Source organism: Thiomicrorhabdus sediminis, assembly GCF_005885815.1.
Taxonomy (GTDB): domain Bacteria; phylum Pseudomonadota; class Gammaproteobacteria; order Thiomicrospirales; family Thiomicrospiraceae; genus Thiomicrorhabdus; species Thiomicrorhabdus sediminis.
Genome location: NZ_CP040602.1, coordinates 110,216 through 128,691, shown reverse-complemented (window position 1 = coordinate 128,691; position 18,476 = coordinate 110,216). Strand labels below are relative to the sequence as shown.

14 protein-coding genes are annotated in these 18,476 nt (G+C 45.7%); 7 read left to right on the top strand and 7 right to left on the bottom strand.

What is annotated here, in order from left to right; translation table 11 throughout:
- Positions 1-53 precede the first annotated feature (53 nt).
- The 3 genes from FE785_RS00525 to hemC are packed head-to-tail and all read right to left on the bottom strand — an operon-like array spanning position 54 to position 3,331.
- Positions 54-1,523, bottom strand: coding sequence for a hypothetical protein (locus FE785_RS00525; RefSeq protein WP_138563360.1), 1,470 nt, complete (start codon positions 1,521-1,523; stop codon positions 54-56).
- A gap of 31 nt (positions 1,524-1,554) precedes the next feature.
- On the bottom strand, positions 1,555-2,361 hold the full coding sequence (locus FE785_RS00520) for a uroporphyrinogen-III synthase (RefSeq protein WP_138563358.1): 807 nt from the start codon (positions 2,359-2,361) through the stop codon (positions 1,555-1,557).
- 25 nt (positions 2,362-2,386) lie between these two features.
- The gene (gene hemC / locus FE785_RS00515; protein ID WP_138563356.1) at positions 2,387-3,331 is read right to left on the bottom strand and encodes a hydroxymethylbilane synthase; all 945 of its coding nucleotides are present in this window, start codon (positions 3,329-3,331) and stop codon (positions 2,387-2,389) included.
- A 184-nt stretch (positions 3,332-3,515) separates the two neighbouring features.
- On the opposite strand from hemC, the gene FE785_RS00510 reads away from it, so the two are divergent.
- The gene (locus FE785_RS00510) at positions 3,516-4,046 is read left to right on the top strand and encodes a thioredoxin family protein (protein WP_138563354.1); all 531 of its coding nucleotides are present in this window, start codon (positions 3,516-3,518) and stop codon (positions 4,044-4,046) included.
- 19 nt (positions 4,047-4,065) lie between these two features.
- Positions 4,066-5,457, top strand: a complete 1,392-nt coding sequence (gene argH / locus FE785_RS00505; protein WP_138563352.1) for an argininosuccinate lyase — start codon at positions 4,066-4,068, stop codon at positions 5,455-5,457.
- Positions 5,458-5,530: 73 nt separating this feature from the next.
- Here argH and FE785_RS00500 read toward each other — a convergent pair whose 3' ends face one another.
- Positions 5,531-6,913: a GGDEF domain-containing protein gene (locus FE785_RS00500; RefSeq protein WP_138563350.1), complete on the bottom strand. Its 1,383-nt coding sequence runs from the start codon at positions 6,911-6,913 to the stop codon at positions 5,531-5,533.
- 18 nt (positions 6,914-6,931) lie between these two features.
- Positions 6,932-7,450 carry an adenine phosphoribosyltransferase gene (locus FE785_RS00495; protein WP_138563348.1) on the bottom strand — a complete coding sequence of 173 codons (519 nt, stop codon included), beginning with the start codon at positions 7,448-7,450 and terminating at the stop codon, positions 6,932-6,934.
- 167 nt (positions 7,451-7,617) lie between these two features.
- On the opposite strand from FE785_RS00495, the gene FE785_RS00490 reads away from it, so the two are divergent.
- Complete coding sequence (locus FE785_RS00490; RefSeq protein WP_138563346.1) at positions 7,618-8,043, top strand: hypothetical protein; 426 nt, start codon at positions 7,618-7,620, stop codon at positions 8,041-8,043.
- A gap of 1 nt (position 8,044) precedes the next feature.
- Here FE785_RS00490 and FE785_RS00485 read toward each other — a convergent pair whose 3' ends face one another.
- Both FE785_RS00485 and FE785_RS00480 read right to left on the bottom strand, forming a co-directional pair.
- On the bottom strand, positions 8,045-9,409 hold the full coding sequence (locus tag FE785_RS00485) for a Sel1-like repeat-containing protein kinase family protein (protein WP_138563344.1): 1,365 nt from the start codon (positions 9,407-9,409) through the stop codon (positions 8,045-8,047).
- A 66-nt stretch (positions 9,410-9,475) separates the two neighbouring features.
- Positions 9,476-16,201, bottom strand: coding sequence for a retention module-containing protein (locus FE785_RS00480; protein WP_168188881.1), 6,726 nt, complete (start codon positions 16,199-16,201; stop codon positions 9,476-9,478).
- A 338-nt stretch (positions 16,202-16,539) separates the two neighbouring features.
- Between FE785_RS00480 and FE785_RS00475 the strand changes: the two genes are divergently transcribed.
- The 4 genes from FE785_RS00475 to FE785_RS00460 all read left to right on the top strand — a co-directional run bounded on the left by FE785_RS00475 (position 16,540) and on the right by FE785_RS00460 (position 18,468).
- On the top strand, positions 16,540-16,896 hold the full coding sequence (locus FE785_RS00475) for a hypothetical protein (protein ID WP_138563340.1): 357 nt from the start codon (positions 16,540-16,542) through the stop codon (positions 16,894-16,896).
- 310 nt (positions 16,897-17,206) lie between these two features.
- Positions 17,207-17,659, top strand: a complete 453-nt coding sequence (locus FE785_RS00470; protein ID WP_138563338.1) for a hypothetical protein — start codon at positions 17,207-17,209, stop codon at positions 17,657-17,659.
- 78 nt (positions 17,660-17,737) lie between these two features.
- On the top strand, positions 17,738-18,160 hold the full coding sequence (gene trxC / locus FE785_RS00465; RefSeq protein ID WP_138563336.1) for a thioredoxin TrxC: 423 nt from the start codon (positions 17,738-17,740) through the stop codon (positions 18,158-18,160).
- A gap of 65 nt (positions 18,161-18,225) precedes the next feature.
- Positions 18,226-18,468 carry a hypothetical protein gene (locus tag FE785_RS00460; protein WP_138563334.1) on the top strand — a complete coding sequence of 81 codons (243 nt, stop codon included), beginning with the start codon at positions 18,226-18,228 and terminating at the stop codon, positions 18,466-18,468.
- Positions 18,469-18,476: the final 8 nt, after the last annotated feature.

The window sequence follows — 18,476 nt, the reverse complement described above, 5'->3', positions numbered from 1 at the left end:
TCCTTTCTCTTCCAGTATTGAGTGATTTAGAGCCGGTTAATGCCGGCTTTTTGTTATTCAGGTCTGGCAACCTGCTTATCCAATGTCATAATCGACAAGGCTTCACGTGAAACAAAATCAACCTGTTTGAACGGTGTCAATAACAGAGCGAACCGCTCGAAATCATCAGGATAATAACGCTCCATAAATTGTTCTATCGATAGAATCGATTGCTCGGTCTGGGTTTCCGATTGCATTTGCAACGCCCAGTGCAATCGCTCTACCAATAATGCCAAACGCTGTTGCAGTACATCATTCATAATCAAACTTTCCACCGAGGTTAATTCCCCCTCTTCGCTGCGTTTACGCAGGCTGAACATCTGCCCGAACTTACTCATCAACTTATCCCAGGTGCCGTTTTCAGGAGCACTTGCCTGTTCAGCGCTATTGGCAGACGGGTCAGATGATTGTGGCAGTTTGCCGTTGGCTTTTTTCAAGCTTGGGATCGCTTGATAAAGTTCACTGATCGGTTTTTCAAAATCAAGTTTAGCGGCCGTTTGATAGTCTTGCAGATAACGCAGATCGGCACCGATTAAACGAGTCAACTGCGAGGTATACCCAAAGCTGCTTAAGTTGACCGCTTGTTCTAGAGCCAACAACTGTTGGCGCGTGCTGGCGACTCTGCCTTGCAGAATCCATTGGGTATTGATTTCCACTATCCATTGCTGAATCTGCAGACTGTCTAAAGGCTGTCCCGGTTGCGCTTGAGTCAAGCTTGGCTCTGTTTTTTCTGCCTGATTTGCTTGCTGCTGGGTCTGCTGTTTAAAATCGAATAGTTCGCCTAATTGGTTCGCCATGGACTGTAATTCATTGGCGAATTTTTGTTCCAACTGTTGTAATTTCTGCTGAGTTTGTGGTGATGGCGTCAAAGTCTTCGGCATCTCTTCAGCCAACTCATTGAGTTGCTTGGCGGCTTGATCTGCACTGGCACCGGCTTGTTCGCTCAGCTGCTGCAATGCTTGCTGCATTTTCACAATTTGCCGTTCGGTTTGCGCCTTGAAACCATCCAAATCGGCTTGGCTCAATAAGGGTTTGTTCTCTGCCGAGTTAAGCTGAGTATCGAACGTCGATAACTGCTGTTGCTGTTCTTCAATCTCGGCATTCAATTGATCCACCTGGGCTTGCAAATCATTGATGCGCTGAATTTGCCAGTCGGTATCTGGTCGGGTGTACCAAAGCATCGATAAAATAATCAATAAGGCAATAAACCAGGCCAGCAACTTCCCCCAAACGGATGTTTTTTGCGCTGCATTCTGTTCAGACTGTTGCGCCAGCGAATCCAAAGTCGGCTGCTTCTCACCGGCATGTTCGTCAGCTTTGGCTTGTGAATAAGCCTTGCCGCGCTCTATCTTTTTATCAATGTCGGCCATCGCTTCGACATCAGCTTGAGATTCCTCTGCACGGTCTTCAACGATCTCTTTTTGCTGAGTGCTGTCAGCATCTACAACACGTTGCTTTGCATTAGGAACAATTCTATCTGCCATATATCACCTAGCCTTAACCAAAATTGAAAGGTTACTGATTTGATTTACCTGTTAACGCATCGATTGCCTGCAAGACCCCTTGATCGCTCTGGGTAGACAATATTTGAATATGGCCGTTATAACCATCTTCAACCAGCTGGTTTGCAATACGTTCACTATAAACCAGCACCGCATCGATTGCTTGCCAAATTTGCGTTTCAGCCCGCTCGTTAAAAAGGTCTTTGAGTTGATAATAGGTTGCCAATTGCGACTTTAATTGCTCCCAGGCCTGCAAACTGCTGATAAGCAAAACCGGTTGTTTTGAGGCCAGAAACTGCTGCCATTGAAGTCGGCAAAAAGGCGCGGGTTGACGTCGATAGACAAAAACCTCATCGAGCTGAGCACCTCTTTGCTTAAGAGTCTGTGGCAATTTCTGGCGGCCGTTTTCACCCGTGACCAGTAAAATTCGCTGGCCTTTCAAGTTCTGCATACTCGAGTGTTGCAACAAATGTTCGGAATCGAATTTTTGTTCACTTAAACAGGTTAAATCGATATGGTTTTGCCGCGCTTTGTTTTGCGTTGCCTTACCGATGGCGATACCTTGCTTGAAACCGATTCGGTTCGCTGGCGATGACTGCTGCCAGCACAACCAACCGGTTACCGCATTGGCGCTGGTAAACACCGCTCTGTCATAGTCATTTTTTAATGCACTTGATTGCTGATTAATTGGCTCTTTCGGCATTAACCAATCAATCTCAATCAACGGGCAAGACAACGTCTCGATACCGGCATCGGCAAGCAATGCATTCAAGTCTTCGGCTTGATGCTTGGGGCGCGTATTCAACAGCGTATAGGCCATGGCTGACACCACCTCTTAGGCGAACTTAACCCTTGGAGCTAATCTCTTCAGCATAGACTGCGGCGAGAATCTTATCCGCACCCTGTTTCAGCAGGTCTTCCGCCACCGCAACACCTAATTCATGTGCATTTTCCGCTGGGCCTTCGGTTTGCGCGTGCAATACCGTTGAGCCGTCCAATTCGGCAACCAAGCCACGAATCTTGATCCGCTCCTTTTCAAGCTCGGCAAACACCCCGATTGGCACCTGACAACCGCCTTCTAGACGATGGTTCATGGCTCTCTCCGCTGTAGTGCGAATTTCGGTTGGCTTATGATTCAACACTTTGATGATATCCAGTGTTTCCGTGTCCTTGGCAAAATACTCAATACCCAGGGTACCTTGGGTTACCGCCGGCAAACAGGTTTCGGCAGGAATCTCATGACGGATACGGTCATCCAATTGTAGACGCTGCAAGCCCGAAGTCGCCAAAACAATCGCGTCATACTCTCCGGCATCAAGCTTACCCAAACGGGTACCGACATTTCCGCGAAGGTCGCGTACCACTAAGTCCGGACGCTGCGCCATCAACTGCGCTTTACGGCGCAGGCTTGAAGTTCCCAGAATAGCGCCTTGCGGGAGATCTTCAAATTTCTCATAATTATTGGAGACAAAAGCATCGGTTGGCGAATGACGTTCGAGAATTGCGCCTAAGGCGAAACCTTCCGGCAACTCCATCGGCACATCTTTCATCGAGTGTACTGCGATATCCGCTTCACCGGCGATCATGCGGTCTTCCAATTCTTTGGTAAACAGGCCTTTACCACCGATTTTCGCTAAAGGAACATCTAGAATCTTATCGCCTTTGGTCGACATCGGCAGCAGCTCCACCTCTAGTCCTGGGTGCGCTTTTTCCAATTCGGCTTTAACAAATTCTGCCTGCCACATGGCAAGCGGGCTTTTTCGGGTAGCGATGCGTAAGGTTTTTTTCATAAGACTTCCAACTTCCGGTATGCCAAATCCACAATGGCTTTACCGTTTTGTGTTCCATTTGTTTACTGCAAAACCCCCATTTTACTGAAAAAAGCGATCAAGTTTTAGTTAAAATAGAGTTGAATGGTATTCGCCTTGCAGAACTGCTGTTTTATCAAACATTTCAACCAAGGAGCAGTAAATCATGGCACGATGGATGAGCTCTATCTTATTATGTTTGGCATTGGTCGCCACAAGCACTCATGCCGGCTGGAAAACGGCGCTGACCGAATTAGACGACATCGGCAAAATTGCCCAAAAATCGGCTGAGTTAAAGTTACCCATTATGTTGGTGTTCAGTGCCGAGTGGTGTGAATTTTGTGAAGTACTGGATGAAAAAGTCTTTACACCAATGGTCAAAAACCGACTTTATGATGAAAAGGTGGTGTTACTTCGCCATGTCGGTGTGGATTTACAAGATCCGATTACCTTATGGGACGGCCGCACCATGAAAAAATCGCAGTGGGCCTATGAAATCGACGCCGATTTGACGCCTACCGTATTGTTTGTCGATGCCTATGGTAAAGAGATAGCACCGCGAATCGTCGGCATTCAAACACTGGATTTATATGCCACGGTAATCCATCAGAATATTAATACCGCCTACCGCAATATGGGGCTAGATAAACAAATCCCGAGCACTCCAAGAGCCTTGGAACTGCAAAAACAGAATTAACCAAAAATTTGAGATTTATATGAGCAATCAACACAATCAGGAAAAACTTTCCAGCGCACGCTTTAGCGAATCCACTGACGCCTTTGTTGAAGCCTTCACCGCATCGATTCAATTCGATAAGCGTATGTACAAACAGGATATTCAAGGCTCTATTGCCCACGCCAAAATGCTCACCAAAGTCGGCATTTTGAACCAACAGGAACTGAATGACATCATCAACGGTCTGCAACAGATTGAAGCTGAAATTGCTGCGGGGAATTTTTCCTGGTCGATCAAACAGGAAGATATTCACATGAATATCGAAGCGCGTCTGACGCAGATGATCGGCATTACCGGTAAGAAACTGCACACCGGTCGCTCACGTAACGACCAGGTAGCGACAGACATCCGCCTTTATATCCGTGATGAAATCGATGCCATCCTGCCTGAGTTGAAGCGCCTTCAGCATGGTCTTTTAAGCATTGCAGAACGTGAAGCGGCAACCATTATGCCCGGTTTTACCCATCTGCAAACCGCACAGCCGGTGACTTTTGGTCATCATATGCTGGCGTGGTTCGAGATGATCAAGCGCGATGTCGAACGCCTGCAAGATTGTCGTAAACGAGTTAACACCCTGCCTTTGGGTTCTGCCGCACTGGCAGGCACGACCTATCCGATCGACCGTCATTACACGGCCGAATTGCTCGGCTTTGAGCGTATCAGTGAAAACTCGCTAGACGGTGTTTCTGACCGTGATTTTGCCATAGAATTCACTCATTTCGCCGCCACCTTAATGATGCACCTGTCGCGCTTCTCGGAAGAGCTGGTGTTATGGTCTTCGGCGCAATTCCAGTTTATCGACCTGCCGGACCGTTTCTGCACCGGTTCTTCAATTATGCCGCAAAAGAAAAACCCGGATGTACCGGAGCTGGTCCGCGGTAAGACCGGTCGCGTTTATGGCCACCTCATGAGCTTGCTGACGCTGATGAAGTCACAGCCTTTGGCCTATAACAAAGATAATCAGGAAGACAAAGAGCCGTTGTTTGATACGGTGGATACCGTCAAGGGCAGTTTGCGTGCTTTCGCCGATATGGTACCGGCGATTATCGTCAAAAAAGAGATGACTTATGAAGCGGCCAAACGAGGTTTCTCAACCGCCACTGACCTTGCCGATTATTTGGTAGGTAAAGGCTTGGCGTTCCGTGATTCTCATGAAGTAGTCGGGTTGGCTGTGGCTCACGGCATCAAAACCGGAGAAGATCTATCGGAAATGTCTCTTCAAACCTTGCAAGGTTTCTCTGACAAAATTAGCGAGGATGTCTTTGAGGTACTGACGCTTGAAGGATCTGTCGCGGCGCGTAACCACTTTGGCGGCACCGCACCGGATCAGGTTCGTGCCGCGGTGGCCAGAGGATTTGCCGAACTGGCATAAGCAGTAGCTTACTGAAAAACAAAAAAGCCCCGCTTGGTCGGGGCTTTTTTATTGCCTGATTTTACTTGGAAAACTAGGCGATATTCTTTAAACGGGCGAATTCGACGACACGGTTACGACCGCTTTGTTTGGCATGATACAGCGCCTGATCGGCCTTATCGATCAACTCAACCTCATCGGTCACCTGAATTTCAGGGTAACCGCAAACACCGACACTGATAGTCATCACAATCTGCTGATTGTCTTCTTTGAAGATCGTATCTTTGACCTGATGACGAATACGCTCTGCGACCTTGGCCGCATCGGCCGAACTGGCTCCCGGCAGAATCATCAAGAACTCTTCACCACCGTAACGTACCACGACATCGCCATCACGCGAGATGTTTTTCAAAATCGATGCGATAATGACAATCGCTTTATCACCGACCAGGTGACCATAGGTATCATTAATATTCTTGAAGTGATCGATATCGACCATAATCACACTTAGCGAAGACTGCTCACGGGTAGAGCGGGCAAAATCTTCTTTCAGGCGCGCCATACCGAAACGTCGGTTATAGACATTAGTAAGACTATCATAAGCCGCCAAACGCTGGAACTTGGAGTGGATAAGGGCGTTATTCAACGCCAAGCCCATGCTTCTGGAGAACAATTGTAGAATCACGCGGGTTTTTTCATCGGCCATCAAAGCGCCGGTTGCCGCCACCATTACTCCCAAATGGGTACCTTTGAAATCAATCGGTTCAATAAATACTTCCGATGGGGTGAAATGCGTCAAAACACCATCCAACTGAACATGCTTAGGCAAGTTTATCTTCTGTGCGCGACCTTTATTGACCGCATCCATTACCGATGGATGCTTGGTCAACTTATCGGCATCGGTAATACCGCGTGTTGAGGTCAATTCGATTTCTCCGTTTTTAAACAGATAAATCGCTGCGGCCTCGATTCTTGTCGCTCCGATCAACAGGTCGACCGTCTCTTCGGAAAGCGTCTGAACTTCCAAGCTCTCCGACATGATTTTGGAGAATTTATTGAAAACCTGCTCGGTCTCATGTGCCGACATCAATGCATTTAAAAGTTCATTGTAGGCACTGGCACTGATACCGATCTCATCATTCGAGACCACTTCCATCGCGCACATATTCTCGTTACATTTTTCCGAATAATCGAGAAAATCCTTTGAGTTGATATTAATCGCGATGTCCTGCATTTTATTGGACAGGGTTTTCAGATGCGGGCGAATAACCAGAGAAATCATTAAAAAACTGATTAAACCGACTACTTGGCCGGCAACCTGGGTCAGAATATAAAACTCGGTTGTCAGTACCTGCTCAGTGGCAAAACCGTACCACACCAAAAAGTGAGGGAACGCCAAACCTATCAAAACGCCGACAAGTTGCATATAGATAAATTGGTCTAAAAAAATACTTTTGGTGAGGCGAGGGATTTTCATAATGGAATCCGTTAAATTTTAGTCTTCAAATTGAATGACCGAGCGCACGGTCATATCTTTATAACTGAAACTGTTTAGACTGGCTAAATCGATTAAGCAAGCCATACCGATGACGTCATAACCCACTTTTTCACAAAGCTGAGCCGCCGCTCCCATGGAACCGCCGGTGGCAATCAAGTCATCGAATAACACCACCTTACGACCATCGCCCTTTTGCATCTCAAGCTTATCTGAACCGTATTCCAATCCATATTCGATGGATGCCGCCACATTTGGCAACTTACCTGGCTTACGTACCTTGATAAAACCTTTGTTATGTTTATAGGCTAACGCCGAGGCAAAAATAAAACCGCGTGATTCAATGCCTGCAAGACAATCGATTTCCGACCATTCTTGTTCAGAAAACAGTTCGCTCATGGCATCAATGGTTGCTACGAAGTGATCTTTTAATAAAGGTGAGATATCGCTAAACAGGATGCCCGGTTTTGGAAAGTCTGGCACTGCATCCAGAAATTTAGCTAAGGGGTGTTGTGACATTGATGCTCCTACTCTATATCAACTTGGCATAATCGCCACTGAACAAACCAAGATGACTTTACTCAAAAACAGTTTGTGTTTATTCTAAACGCAATAGTGGCGATTAAAACCTAATTCGTTTTATAGCGCTAGAAATTTTTCTTTGGACAAAAGACACGATTCAAACTATGCATCTTGTTGAAAATAAATATGAAACCGCAGGCTTACAAGCCCTTGCACCGAATGCACGAGATATCGCCGAGCATCTGCTCACGGTAACCCCTTTAAGTGAACTCGTTCTAATGGTGCAGCAGCCTTCACCACGGTTCGAATTGCTGATCGAACATAAGGTGAATGCAGACCTGTGGCCGGCAATTGTCAAAGCCGCTCTATTGGCCAAGGCGACTTATTTCCTGCCCAACCGAAACTTCAACAAGGATGAAATCAGCTATCTGATGAAAGCCGCTGCCTTGGCGGTGGATATGCCTCTTGATATCTATAGCGTCAAAGACATAGTACAGCTTCATCATAGCCATTATCCAGTGCTGGTGGATTGGCTGAAACAGATGCTTGAGCTAATGCGACGCAATGATATGGCTCAGCAGCAAGCCTAAATCAACTCGCTTGGCGAGACACCTGTAACAACTGTTTGATATGCGTCATTGCATTTTCATCGCCATAATGTGCGGCAATTCCCAACCATGATCTGGCCTGCGCCATATTCGCCTCGACACCACTGCCATGCATGTACATGGTTGCCACGGCATTTTGTGCCTTGTCATAACCACGCATCGCTGCAAAACGATAAAGCTTGAAGGCATAACTGACATTGGCCGCCATACCTAAGCCCTGCTCAAACATCTGTCCCAAAAAATAAGCGGCCTCAGCATGCCCCTTTTGAAAGGCTTGATGATACATATTCGCCGCCATCGCATAGGACTGACTGACCGGCTCTCCTTTTTGATAAAGTTTTGCCAGCTCGTTTTCAGCCAGACTGTAACCTCTAAAAGCACAATTTTCATACAGATTAAATGCGGTTTCCAAGTCGCCGTTTTGCTGACATTGCTGCGCCTTAGCGAAAATCGGATATAGATAGTGCTCATCGGCCAAGGTCATCAAGGCATCTTCCGGATAATTCTTATCAACGCGAATTTTCAGGTTTCGCACCCATTCCGGTACCACCGTATCCTTAAGCCAGGTTTTCAATTGCTCAAGTGTAGGGCGTTGCTGCGGATCTTTCTGGGTCATCCAGATAATCAAATAACGCCAGAAAATAGGCAGCTTATTGATTTTGTGAATTTCATGATGAGCATGCGCCCACATCATATTTTCTCGACTGTCGTTGGCCTTCAAGCGGTAGATATGTTTACCGGTCAGGGCAAAATAGAGCGTACAGCCAATTAAGTAGATATCGCTGGCCTCATCCATCTGGCCATTCAAACGTTCCGGTGCCATATAACGCAAATCCGCCGGCAACTGCTCGGTTTCACAGGATGGTAAAGAAGGAATCGCATTACGCCAATCGATCAAATAGAACTTTTTCTTGCCACATACGATGTTTTCCGGTGAGATGGCTCCGTGGACAAAGCCAACTGAGCTGGCGATATCAACGGTCTCTATCAGATCCTTCAGTAGACGGCGCATCGCCTTATCCGACAAAGGCCCCGACTGCCTCAGCTTCTGTTCAAGATTACGCTTACCTTTGTAATCGAAAAATTCCAGGTAAAAATAGCCGACCTTGCGAATCTCGTTAAAACGGGCAAACGGCTTGAATTGATTGAAATAATTGAGGAGGTCTTTTTCGCGTTTAATTGCGTAGTGGTTGCGGATATCGCGAATCACACGAACGATCTTGTTCTCTTCACCGTGTTCGGTAACCTGCTTCACCTTATATACACAAGCATATTCACCGCTACCAATCAGTTTTACCTTATTTATATCGGGCTGTTCTTGGACAAGTGCCAACATCTCATCTGACATTGAGTATAAGCTCCACTAAGCAAAAAAAAGGGCACCCATGGTGCCCTTATAAGTCTACATTAAAAGTTAGTCGTTTTGATAGTCAATATTGATGTCATCAAGACCTTCTACCACTGTATCTTCCAAAATAATGCTACGGACATCATCGGTAGTGTTCGAATCGCCGTCGGTATCGACATCAATGCGAGTACCGACCGCCTGAGTGGCATCATTGGTTTCATTGCCTTGCGAATCCAACATCGCAAAATCAAGATAATCCGCTAAGGTATCCGCCGTCGCCGCATTATCAGTAATCACTTCGCTCAGATCGAGCGAGTCGCTCTCTGTATCGAAGTTGGTGATATTGGTATCCACTGAATCTGCAACGATAACAGAGCCTTCAAATTGACTTGCATCGATATTACTATCGGTTTTGGTGTTCAAACTGAAGTTGACATTAAACTGCGTACCGATCCCCTGTTCATCCGATGCAACAATATCGAATGTTCTCAATGGATCATCGTCCATACCGTTATTAACCTCACTATCGCTGACACTGTATAGATAGTTACCGTTAGTGAAGTTAAACGTCAGTTTACCGACTCCGTCTGGAGCATCATTACCAGATAAGGTCACGCTACCGTTGGCATAATCAGCAGCACTGTATGTAATTCCATTCACTACAATTGCATCAAAGGTTACAGCACTATCGGCAACAACATTATCAGATACGGTACCCGAAACGGATATGGTTGTCGGATCAATCGCCGCTTCAAGTTGCGCAACATCGGAGATCAACATCGGTGTCGTGCCACCAGCTTGCGCCAATAGATTCAGGTAGGTCGGATCCTGAATATCGTTACTAATACCCACCACATATAAATCATCAACATAATTATCAACAAAGCTGTTCCAGCCATTCTGATAACTAGAATCAACCCAACCCGATTCATCGAACCATGAACCATCACCGTCTTTCGATTTATAAACCTCAGATGTATAGCCAATATTTTCTGCGGTTGGCTCACCATCGGTAATAAAATAAGCGACTGTCTTATCAGCAGCCGGTTCAGAATAGTTGTTATAGGTGTTATACATGGCATCTTCAAAGTTTGTCCAGCCACCTGTTGCCAAAGAATCAACCTTCGCCTTCGCATCAGTCAACGACATCCATTCCGAACCATTGCTGCTTAACACGCTACCTCTGGTGTCAAACGTGGTAATTCGAACATTGACATCACTTGAAGCCCCGTACTGATCAAGCATATTGTTAATGGCTTGTTTAGCCAGATCAATTCTGGATTGGAAAATGCTCGGATCATCATTGCCATCCTTAGTCATACTACCCGATAAATCCAAGGTAATATTCACATTGACAGTATTGCTAATCGCGGTGAAATCCAAGACCTGAAGCTCGTCCTCACTCTGAACTGATTGCTGATAACCAGAACCATCCAAGTGAATATCCACTTTACCGGAATCGGTATCGCCATCGGCATCAATCAAGTCGTAGTTAAATGACATATCGATATCGGTGTTGTAATCGAATACATCCAAGCCTTCAAAACCTAAGCGGTAGTCATCAGAACCGTCAGCCTGGAATTGAACCTCCGTAATATAACCACCGGCAGGCGCGACGATATCGAAGTACTCATCGTTAGTTGATGAAGCACCTTGGCCTGTACCCAGGACTTCACCTGTCAAGGTCACTTCATTACCGTTTGCATCAATCGCTTTAGCTGTCCATAGTGCTTTTTCACCGTTATTCAAGCCGTTACAAGAGAAGTTGGCTTCCTTGACCTGACCATCGTATTTGAATGTCAGAATGTTGCCATTGCCACCTTCAATCCAGTTATTGTCGACACCGATATATTTGTCACGTGTATTGACGGTATCTGAATCGGTAGTATCGTTATCCACTGACGTCACGGTTGCGGTAGTCATAATCTTACCGGTAGCGTCACTGAAACCGAACTTGGCTGTATCGGTGTTACCACCAGAGATCACATCGAAAACCGTTGCTGTCGCAACTTGTCCTAATGCCGTCTGACCATCCATCGTCAATGAATAAGTCGAACCATTACCATCGGCCAAAGTTGGGTCTAATGTAAACACTACTTTACCGTTTGTATCGGTACCGATCACTTTATCGCCATCAACAGAGAACGAAACTTCTTTACCATCGACATACAACGGTGATGGGATAGTGCTGTTATCCAAATCCCAAGTCAGTGTCGTCTCATCTTCAGGCACATAGGCACCCAAATCCGCACCGGTAATGGTGATAGAGCCATCATTTGCTTCGTTAATAACTACATCAGCAGCCGTTGGCTTATCATCATTAATCAATACATTGATATCTGCGTTAATCGTTCCGGTTGCCGAAGTACCAACAACCCCTAAAGCCAATTGAACATCGCTTTCAGTATTGTTGTCCACGGCATGATCGACAGACTCTTTTAGCGCCACGGTATAAGTCTGTGCATTTGCATCCAAAGTGGCAACAAACACAACCACACCATTGGCAGAACCAACAATCGTTCCACCATCTGCCGAGGTTGTCATCAACACAGTCTGACCGTTATGTTTCAAGCCTGAATCGGCATTGTCGTAGCTAGCGAATTCAACGCTATTGACACCTTGGTATGTGAAGGTACCTGTCACCGAATCGTCACCCGAAACTGAGATCAAGTTATCTTCATCCAAGGCTCTGTCAGCCGCGGCAATATTCATTTCAACGACTTTATTCACCACCACAATCTCATAAGGTGCTGTTGCTGTCGCTTCTAGCGGGCAATTTTCACCCTGCTGTTCAGCCGTAATATATTGCTTAATGCTTTCCGTAGACGTTGCCACTACATTAATGGTATACGCCTGTTGCGCCGTATCACCAATATAATCTTCCGGTACCTGAACCTGGAGCTGGCTTAGATCCCAGTTGGTCACATCTACCGACTGACCACCATTGGTTGCCGTAAAGTTATTTGTACCATCGGTAATAATCATGCCAACCGGAATATCGTTAACCAACAAGCCTAGAGATTCCGAACCGTCAGTGTCTGTTACCGCGGAATCGATTGTTAAATCAACAATGCCACCTTCTAAAACAGATACTGAATCTTCACCGTTCTCAGTTGTATTCAGCTTAATCTCATGGATCAAGAAATCTGAACCGGAACCGGTCGGCTTAATGACAATACGATCAAACACTTCACCATTGGCTGGTGCTAAATCCTGAGAGGCTTCTACCTGATCGTTACCGCCAATATCAAAAGACTCACCGACTTTGACATAAGAGCCGTCAGCCTGTTTCTGATAGAACTCATAAACGGCGTCTTCATCCGGGTTCTGCCATGAAAGTGCCACGTTAATCGAGCTGATCGGGCTATCCAAATCAACCACGATTGATTCAGACTCACCGGTTGCACTGTTGTAACCGATTTCAGATGCCGCACCATTATTGTTATCAACCGCACCCTGAACACCAAAACCGTCATGGTTCGTACCGGTAATTACCGAAATCTGACCTTCACTTCCGTCGGCATTAAAGGCGGTGATCTTATAACCCAAACCATCATTGATATTGTTTACATCAATAGTATGTGATGTGGTGACAGAACCACTGACACCCAAATCCGGCGTATCCGCAACCGGCGTGACATCAACCGTCATGGTCGCTGCATCACTCCAATTCGAGCCATCGGATACGCTGAAGTTGAACTGTGCGTAATCCTGCTTCTGATCACCGGTACCCGCTGTTGGCAACTCATCACGGCCAGATTCATTCAAATCTGGTTCGAATGTCAATTTACCTGCAGTCACGTCTGCTACAGAGACTTCTGTACCGGCAGAGATCGCTTGACCATCAAGATAAATAACACCATCGGCCGGCAAGCTATCAATACGGACTGACTGCATGGCATCACCATCCGCATCACTGTAATTGAAGTCCGAAACAGTGAATGTGTAGGTTGTATCCTCACAGGTGATGACATTACCTCCCGCTGCATCAGGGCGCGTATCGTCATCAAGAATCGTTGCATCAACATTAGCATCGTGAACCACATTATTAGTATCAGTAAAGCCGTTAATATCAACTTTCTCGAACTGGCCTTTTGCATCAACACTGTTAATTTTCGCGTTGAAAGTTTCATCATTCAAATCAACATCCACATAGGTCTGCACATTGAAAGTCTCTGAAGAACTATTAGGGTTGATTGTTACTGTCTGAGTGGTTGCATCATAATCACCTACTTCCGCTGAACCGTTGGTGAAGACAATTTCAACCTCTGTCGCTTCTGTAACAGTTACAGGGTTACCATCTTTATCCAATAGTTTCACAATGAAGTTAGCCGTCAAATCACCTTCCTTAGTCGGAACAGGCCCTTCAATTACGGCATAAACAGTATCTTCTGGCCCAGAAACCGTTTCATCTGTAATTGTGGTAACAACTTTGTCATCACCCAACTTAACTGTTTCATACGCCGGAGCAACTGGGTTTGTGATCGTTACATTGAACGTTTCACCGTTGTCTTTGATGTAGTCATCTAATGCGTCTGCACTGAACACTGTGCCTAACGACTGACCTGTGATGTTCGCTGCTGAGTAGTCCGCGTTACCCGCTGTTCCATCTGTGAACGTGACATCCGCTGTTCCTGTCGCACCATTGATGATCTGACCATTTGGATCTTTCGCCACTAACTTGTAGTACGCTTTATCACCTTCCGCTACTTCTGACTTACCAAGGATATTTCCTTGCGCGTCTGTCGCTACGATCGAGATCGTTACTACGTCTTCGCCACTTTCTGTGCCTGGAGTAGAGTTATCTGTAATTGTGGTAACAACTTTGTCATCACCCAACTTAACTGTTTCATACGCCGGAGCAACTGGGTTTGTGATCGTTACATTGAACGTTTCACCGTTGTCTTTGATGTAGTCATCTAATGCGTCTGCACTGAACACTGTGCCTAACGACTGACCTGTGATGTTCGCTGCTGAGTAGTCCGCGTTACCCGCTGTTCCATCTGTGAACGTGACATCCGCTGTTCCTGTCGCACCATTGATGATCTGACCATTTGGATCTTTCGCCACTAACTTGTAGTACGCTTTATCACCTTCCGCTACTTCTGACTTACCAAGGATATTTCCTTGCGCGTCTGTCGCTACGATCGAGATCGTTACTACGTCTTCGCCACTTTCTGTGCCTGGAGTAGAGTTATCTGTAATTGTGGTAACAACTTTGTCATCACCCAACTTAACTGTTTCATACGCCGGAGCAACTGGGTTTGTGATCGTTACATTGAACGTTTCACCGTTGTCTTTGATGTAGTCATCTAATGCGTCTGCACTGAACACTGTGCCTAACGACTGACCTGTGATGTTCGCTGCTGAGTAGTCCGCGTTACCCGCTGTTCCATCTGTGAACGTGACATCCGCTGTTCCTGTCGCACCATTGATGATCTGACCATTTGGATCTTTCGCCACTAACTTGTAGTACGCTTTATCACCTTCCGCTACTTCTGACTTACCAAGGATATTTCCTTGCGCGTCTGTCGCTACGATCGAGATCGTTACTACGTCTTCGCCACTTTCTGTGCCTGGAGTAGAGTTATCTGTAATTGTGGTAACAACTTTGTCATCACCCAACTTAACTGTTTCATACGCCGGAGCAACTGGGTTTGTGATCGTTACATTGAACGTTTCACCGTTGTCTTTGATGTAGTCATCTAATGCGTCTGCACTGAACACTGTGCCTAACGACTGACCTGTGATGTTCGCTGCTGAGTAGTCCGCGTTACCCGCTGTTCCATCTGTGAACGTGACATCCGCTGTTCCTGTCGCACCATTGATGATCTGACCATTTGGATCTTTCGCCACTAACTTGTAGTACGCTTTATCACCTTCCGCTACTTCTGACTTACCAAGGATATTTCCTTGCGCGTCTGTCGCTACGATCGAGATCGTTACTACGTCTTCGCCACTTTCTGTGCCTGGAATCGTATTATCAACGATTGTCGTTACAACTTCAGTATTGCCTAGCTCAACAGTGTTGTATTGCGGATTTACGACACCGGTAATGCTGACGCTATATTGCTCGCCGTTATCTGAAATATAGTCATCGTTGGTTTTGACCTTAAACGCTACTGAAGTGGCGCCTGCAGGAATAATGACGTCCTGAGTGATTGCAACATAGTCTCCATCCTGCGTTGTGATATGTCCTGTTGTCACAGTAACTGTGTATGGCTGATTTGAAACCGTATCGGTTGTCAATGTATAGGTAGCCTCACTACCTTCAGCAACTACTGCATCACCAGAGATACTCACCACCGGAATAATCTCTGCAACCGTATTGGCATCACGAACCACGTCTGTAAAGTCTTGCTCATTGGCTGTAGTATCAAAACCTGAAGTAACTTCACCCTGAAGCCCTAGACGTTCTACAAATACACCACCATCGGAAGCGCTTCCAATCAATAAGGCTTCACCGGCAGCTGTCGCTTCAAGTGCATCGAAGTTACCTTCCAGTACCGCCTGCTGAAGAGCCTCAACGTCTACCGCTCCTTCCGTCGCAGAGTCCATACCGGAGGCTTTACCGACCACATCATCATCCAATCGCATCTGCGTATCGCGACCTAAGGTCAGCAAGGTGCCGTTATCCATATCGACAACCACACCACCCTTACCGGAAGTCTGAATAATCTCTCCGGCTAAAACCTGACTGCCTTCTTCTAAAATACGAATTTCACCTGTGACAGGATTAATCGCGCGAACCACGCCTTCGATTTTTGATACTGTACCAACGACTGTAGACAATAGAACCACTCCAAAATTATGTGAGCAAAATACGTTTTATAGCTTCTCTAAAACGTTATAAATACATTAGATTGTTGGTCATATTACGCCCTCTGTCATCCTCTGCCTACTGTACCTAAGGACAATATCGCTGCTTTTTTCCATGTAACAATGACTTAACCACTATATATACGCCATAATTTCCTTTGCCAACTACATATTGTTGATAACTAGTGGATAAAATTTTTATTTATTATTTTTATGTAGCACAACAAGTCGATAAATTAATTAGACATCTGCATTTCAAGATTTATAATTATCCATATAAATCAATTACTTTTAATGACCGGAGGTTCAAAATGATTAGTATGAACCCTAACCTGGCTTCGGCGGGAATTAGTGCACAGACACAGCAAAATGGCGCAACTATAAAAGCCGAGAACAAGGTCAGCGAACCGACCGAATCTCAGCGTGTGGCGCAAAGCGGAAACAGCTCGGTAAGCCTATCGGATGCGAGTGTTGATAACGCGGTTGACTATTCGGAACTGGCCCAAAATCAGACCGTGCGCAGTAGCGATTCAACCGAAAACCGCTCCACTGAAGCAAACCAAACCCAGAACGGCTTAAGCTATGCATCAAGCTTGGAATTGCAAGCCAACTATGCGGCCAAACAGGCAGAAGAGGAACGTGCTGACAAACCGGCAAATGAAGCTTAATCATTTGCTCATGGTTCACTTTTATTTAACGAAATAACAATTATCCAAACTCTTTCAAGACTTCTTCAAGATTTGGTCATTGTTAAAAATTCAGTAATCGCTAAACTGAAAGTGACTTTATAAGTTACCCCTCAATTTATAGTTTTAAAAGTCAATTAGGTTGTATTCAGCCACAATTTAATTGCTTATTAGGCAGTAGCGTTTGACCAAACCTACTGCTTTTTCTTTATCAGCCCCTGACAACCGTCTTTACTAAACCCTATTAGTTACACTACTATTCTTGATACGCCCTTTATTTGAGGATTCTGATATGGAAATTTCTCACCAAAACTACCGCTTTGGCCATGGTTCGGACGAGCAACACAAAAAAGACCAAGCTTTATTCGGCAAATTACTCGAGCATCATGACAAAATCCAGCGCTTTACCGAAAAACTAGAAAACGGCATTAAAAGCCAGACAGTTTCCGCTGATGCCGAGATTGCCAAAACCATTCAAGAACATGTTGTCAGCATGGAAAACCGTTATGCGGCAAATCGCGCCATTCGTTCATGGGATCCTCTATTTGCCGCCTTATTTGAATATAAGGATTTAATTGATATGCAATATATTGCAATCGAAAACGGCGTTGAAGCGACAGTGACCAGTGCAGACCCGAAAATCATCGAACTGATTCACAGCCATGACCTGACGGTGCATGGTTTTATCGATCGAGGTTTTGCCGCGGGCGGAGAACAAAGCCCCAAACCGGATTGGCTAAAATAAGCCTTGAAAATCCATTACGCGCCCCTATAACAGTGAGTAACGAAATGATTAACTTTATTGTTGAAGGCTAGGAAAATTATGATTGTAATGTGTCCCCATTGCGCCGGTTTAAACCGTCTTAACGATGCCAAGCCGGGCGCAAAATGCGGTAAGTGCAAACAAGAGCTGTTTAGTGGTAACCCCCTAGAGATGAATGCACAGCAGTTCAACCGCGCTTTACAAAAAACCGACCAACCCTTGGTGGTTGATTTCTGGGCACCTTGGTGTGGCCCATGCCAAGGCTTTGCACCGGTTTTCAACCAAGCCGCACAGCAGTTTGAACCGGCCGCCCGCTTTGTTAAAATCAATACCGAAAATGAACAGCAGCTGGCGGCACAATTCGGCATTCGTTCGATTCCAACCCTGGCAATTTTCCAATCCGGCAAGGAAATCACCCGTCTGTCGGGCGCATTGGATATGCAAAGTTTTAGCCAGTGGTTAAACCAAAATCTGCCAAAATAACTTTGCGAAGCGCAATGACTATGCGATATTGATGACAGCTCAATATCGCTATTAAGGAAATTTGCATGGAACTTGGCTCGGCTCAACACAAACAACTGCTAATCAGGGCGATTTTACGCACCGCAATAAAAACCATCACTCTTGGTCTAATAATTGGCGGCGCCCTGATGATCCCATTTATTTTCCGCGACAACCTCTTCTCAAGCGGACTTTTCTATGCCGGCAGCGCAATCATTTTTATCAGCTTAATTTATGCCGCCTATATTGGTGTAAGCAAATACCGTCATTTAATGAAAGGTTTTGACTGAAAAAATAC

Coding starts and splice junctions, on each gene's coding strand:
- FE785_RS00525 (WP_138563360.1), bottom strand. CDS start 1,523: ATGGCAGATAGAATTGTTCCTAATGCAAAGCAACGTGTTGTAGATGCT.
- FE785_RS00520 (WP_138563358.1), bottom strand. CDS start 2,361: ATGGCCTATACGCTGTTGAATACGCGCCCCAAGCATCAAGCCGAAGAC.
- hemC (WP_138563356.1), bottom strand. CDS start 3,331: ATGAAAAAAACCTTACGCATCGCTACCCGAAAAAGCCCGCTTGCCATG.
- FE785_RS00510 (WP_138563354.1), top strand. CDS start 3,516: ATGGCACGATGGATGAGCTCTATCTTATTATGTTTGGCATTGGTCGCC.
- argH (WP_138563352.1), top strand. CDS start 4,066: ATGAGCAATCAACACAATCAGGAAAAACTTTCCAGCGCACGCTTTAGC.
- FE785_RS00500 (WP_138563350.1), bottom strand. CDS start 6,913: ATGAAAATCCCTCGCCTCACCAAAAGTATTTTTTTAGACCAATTTATC.
- FE785_RS00495 (WP_138563348.1), bottom strand. CDS start 7,450: ATGTCACAACACCCCTTAGCTAAATTTCTGGATGCAGTGCCAGACTTT.
- FE785_RS00490 (WP_138563346.1), top strand. CDS start 7,618: ATGCATCTTGTTGAAAATAAATATGAAACCGCAGGCTTACAAGCCCTT.
- FE785_RS00485 (WP_138563344.1), bottom strand. CDS start 9,409: ATGTCAGATGAGATGTTGGCACTTGTCCAAGAACAGCCCGATATAAAT.
- FE785_RS00475 (WP_138563340.1), top strand. CDS start 16,540: ATGATTAGTATGAACCCTAACCTGGCTTCGGCGGGAATTAGTGCACAG.
- FE785_RS00470 (WP_138563338.1), top strand. CDS start 17,207: ATGGAAATTTCTCACCAAAACTACCGCTTTGGCCATGGTTCGGACGAG.
- trxC (WP_138563336.1), top strand. CDS start 17,738: ATGATTGTAATGTGTCCCCATTGCGCCGGTTTAAACCGTCTTAACGAT.
- FE785_RS00460 (WP_138563334.1), top strand. CDS start 18,226: ATGGAACTTGGCTCGGCTCAACACAAACAACTGCTAATCAGGGCGATT.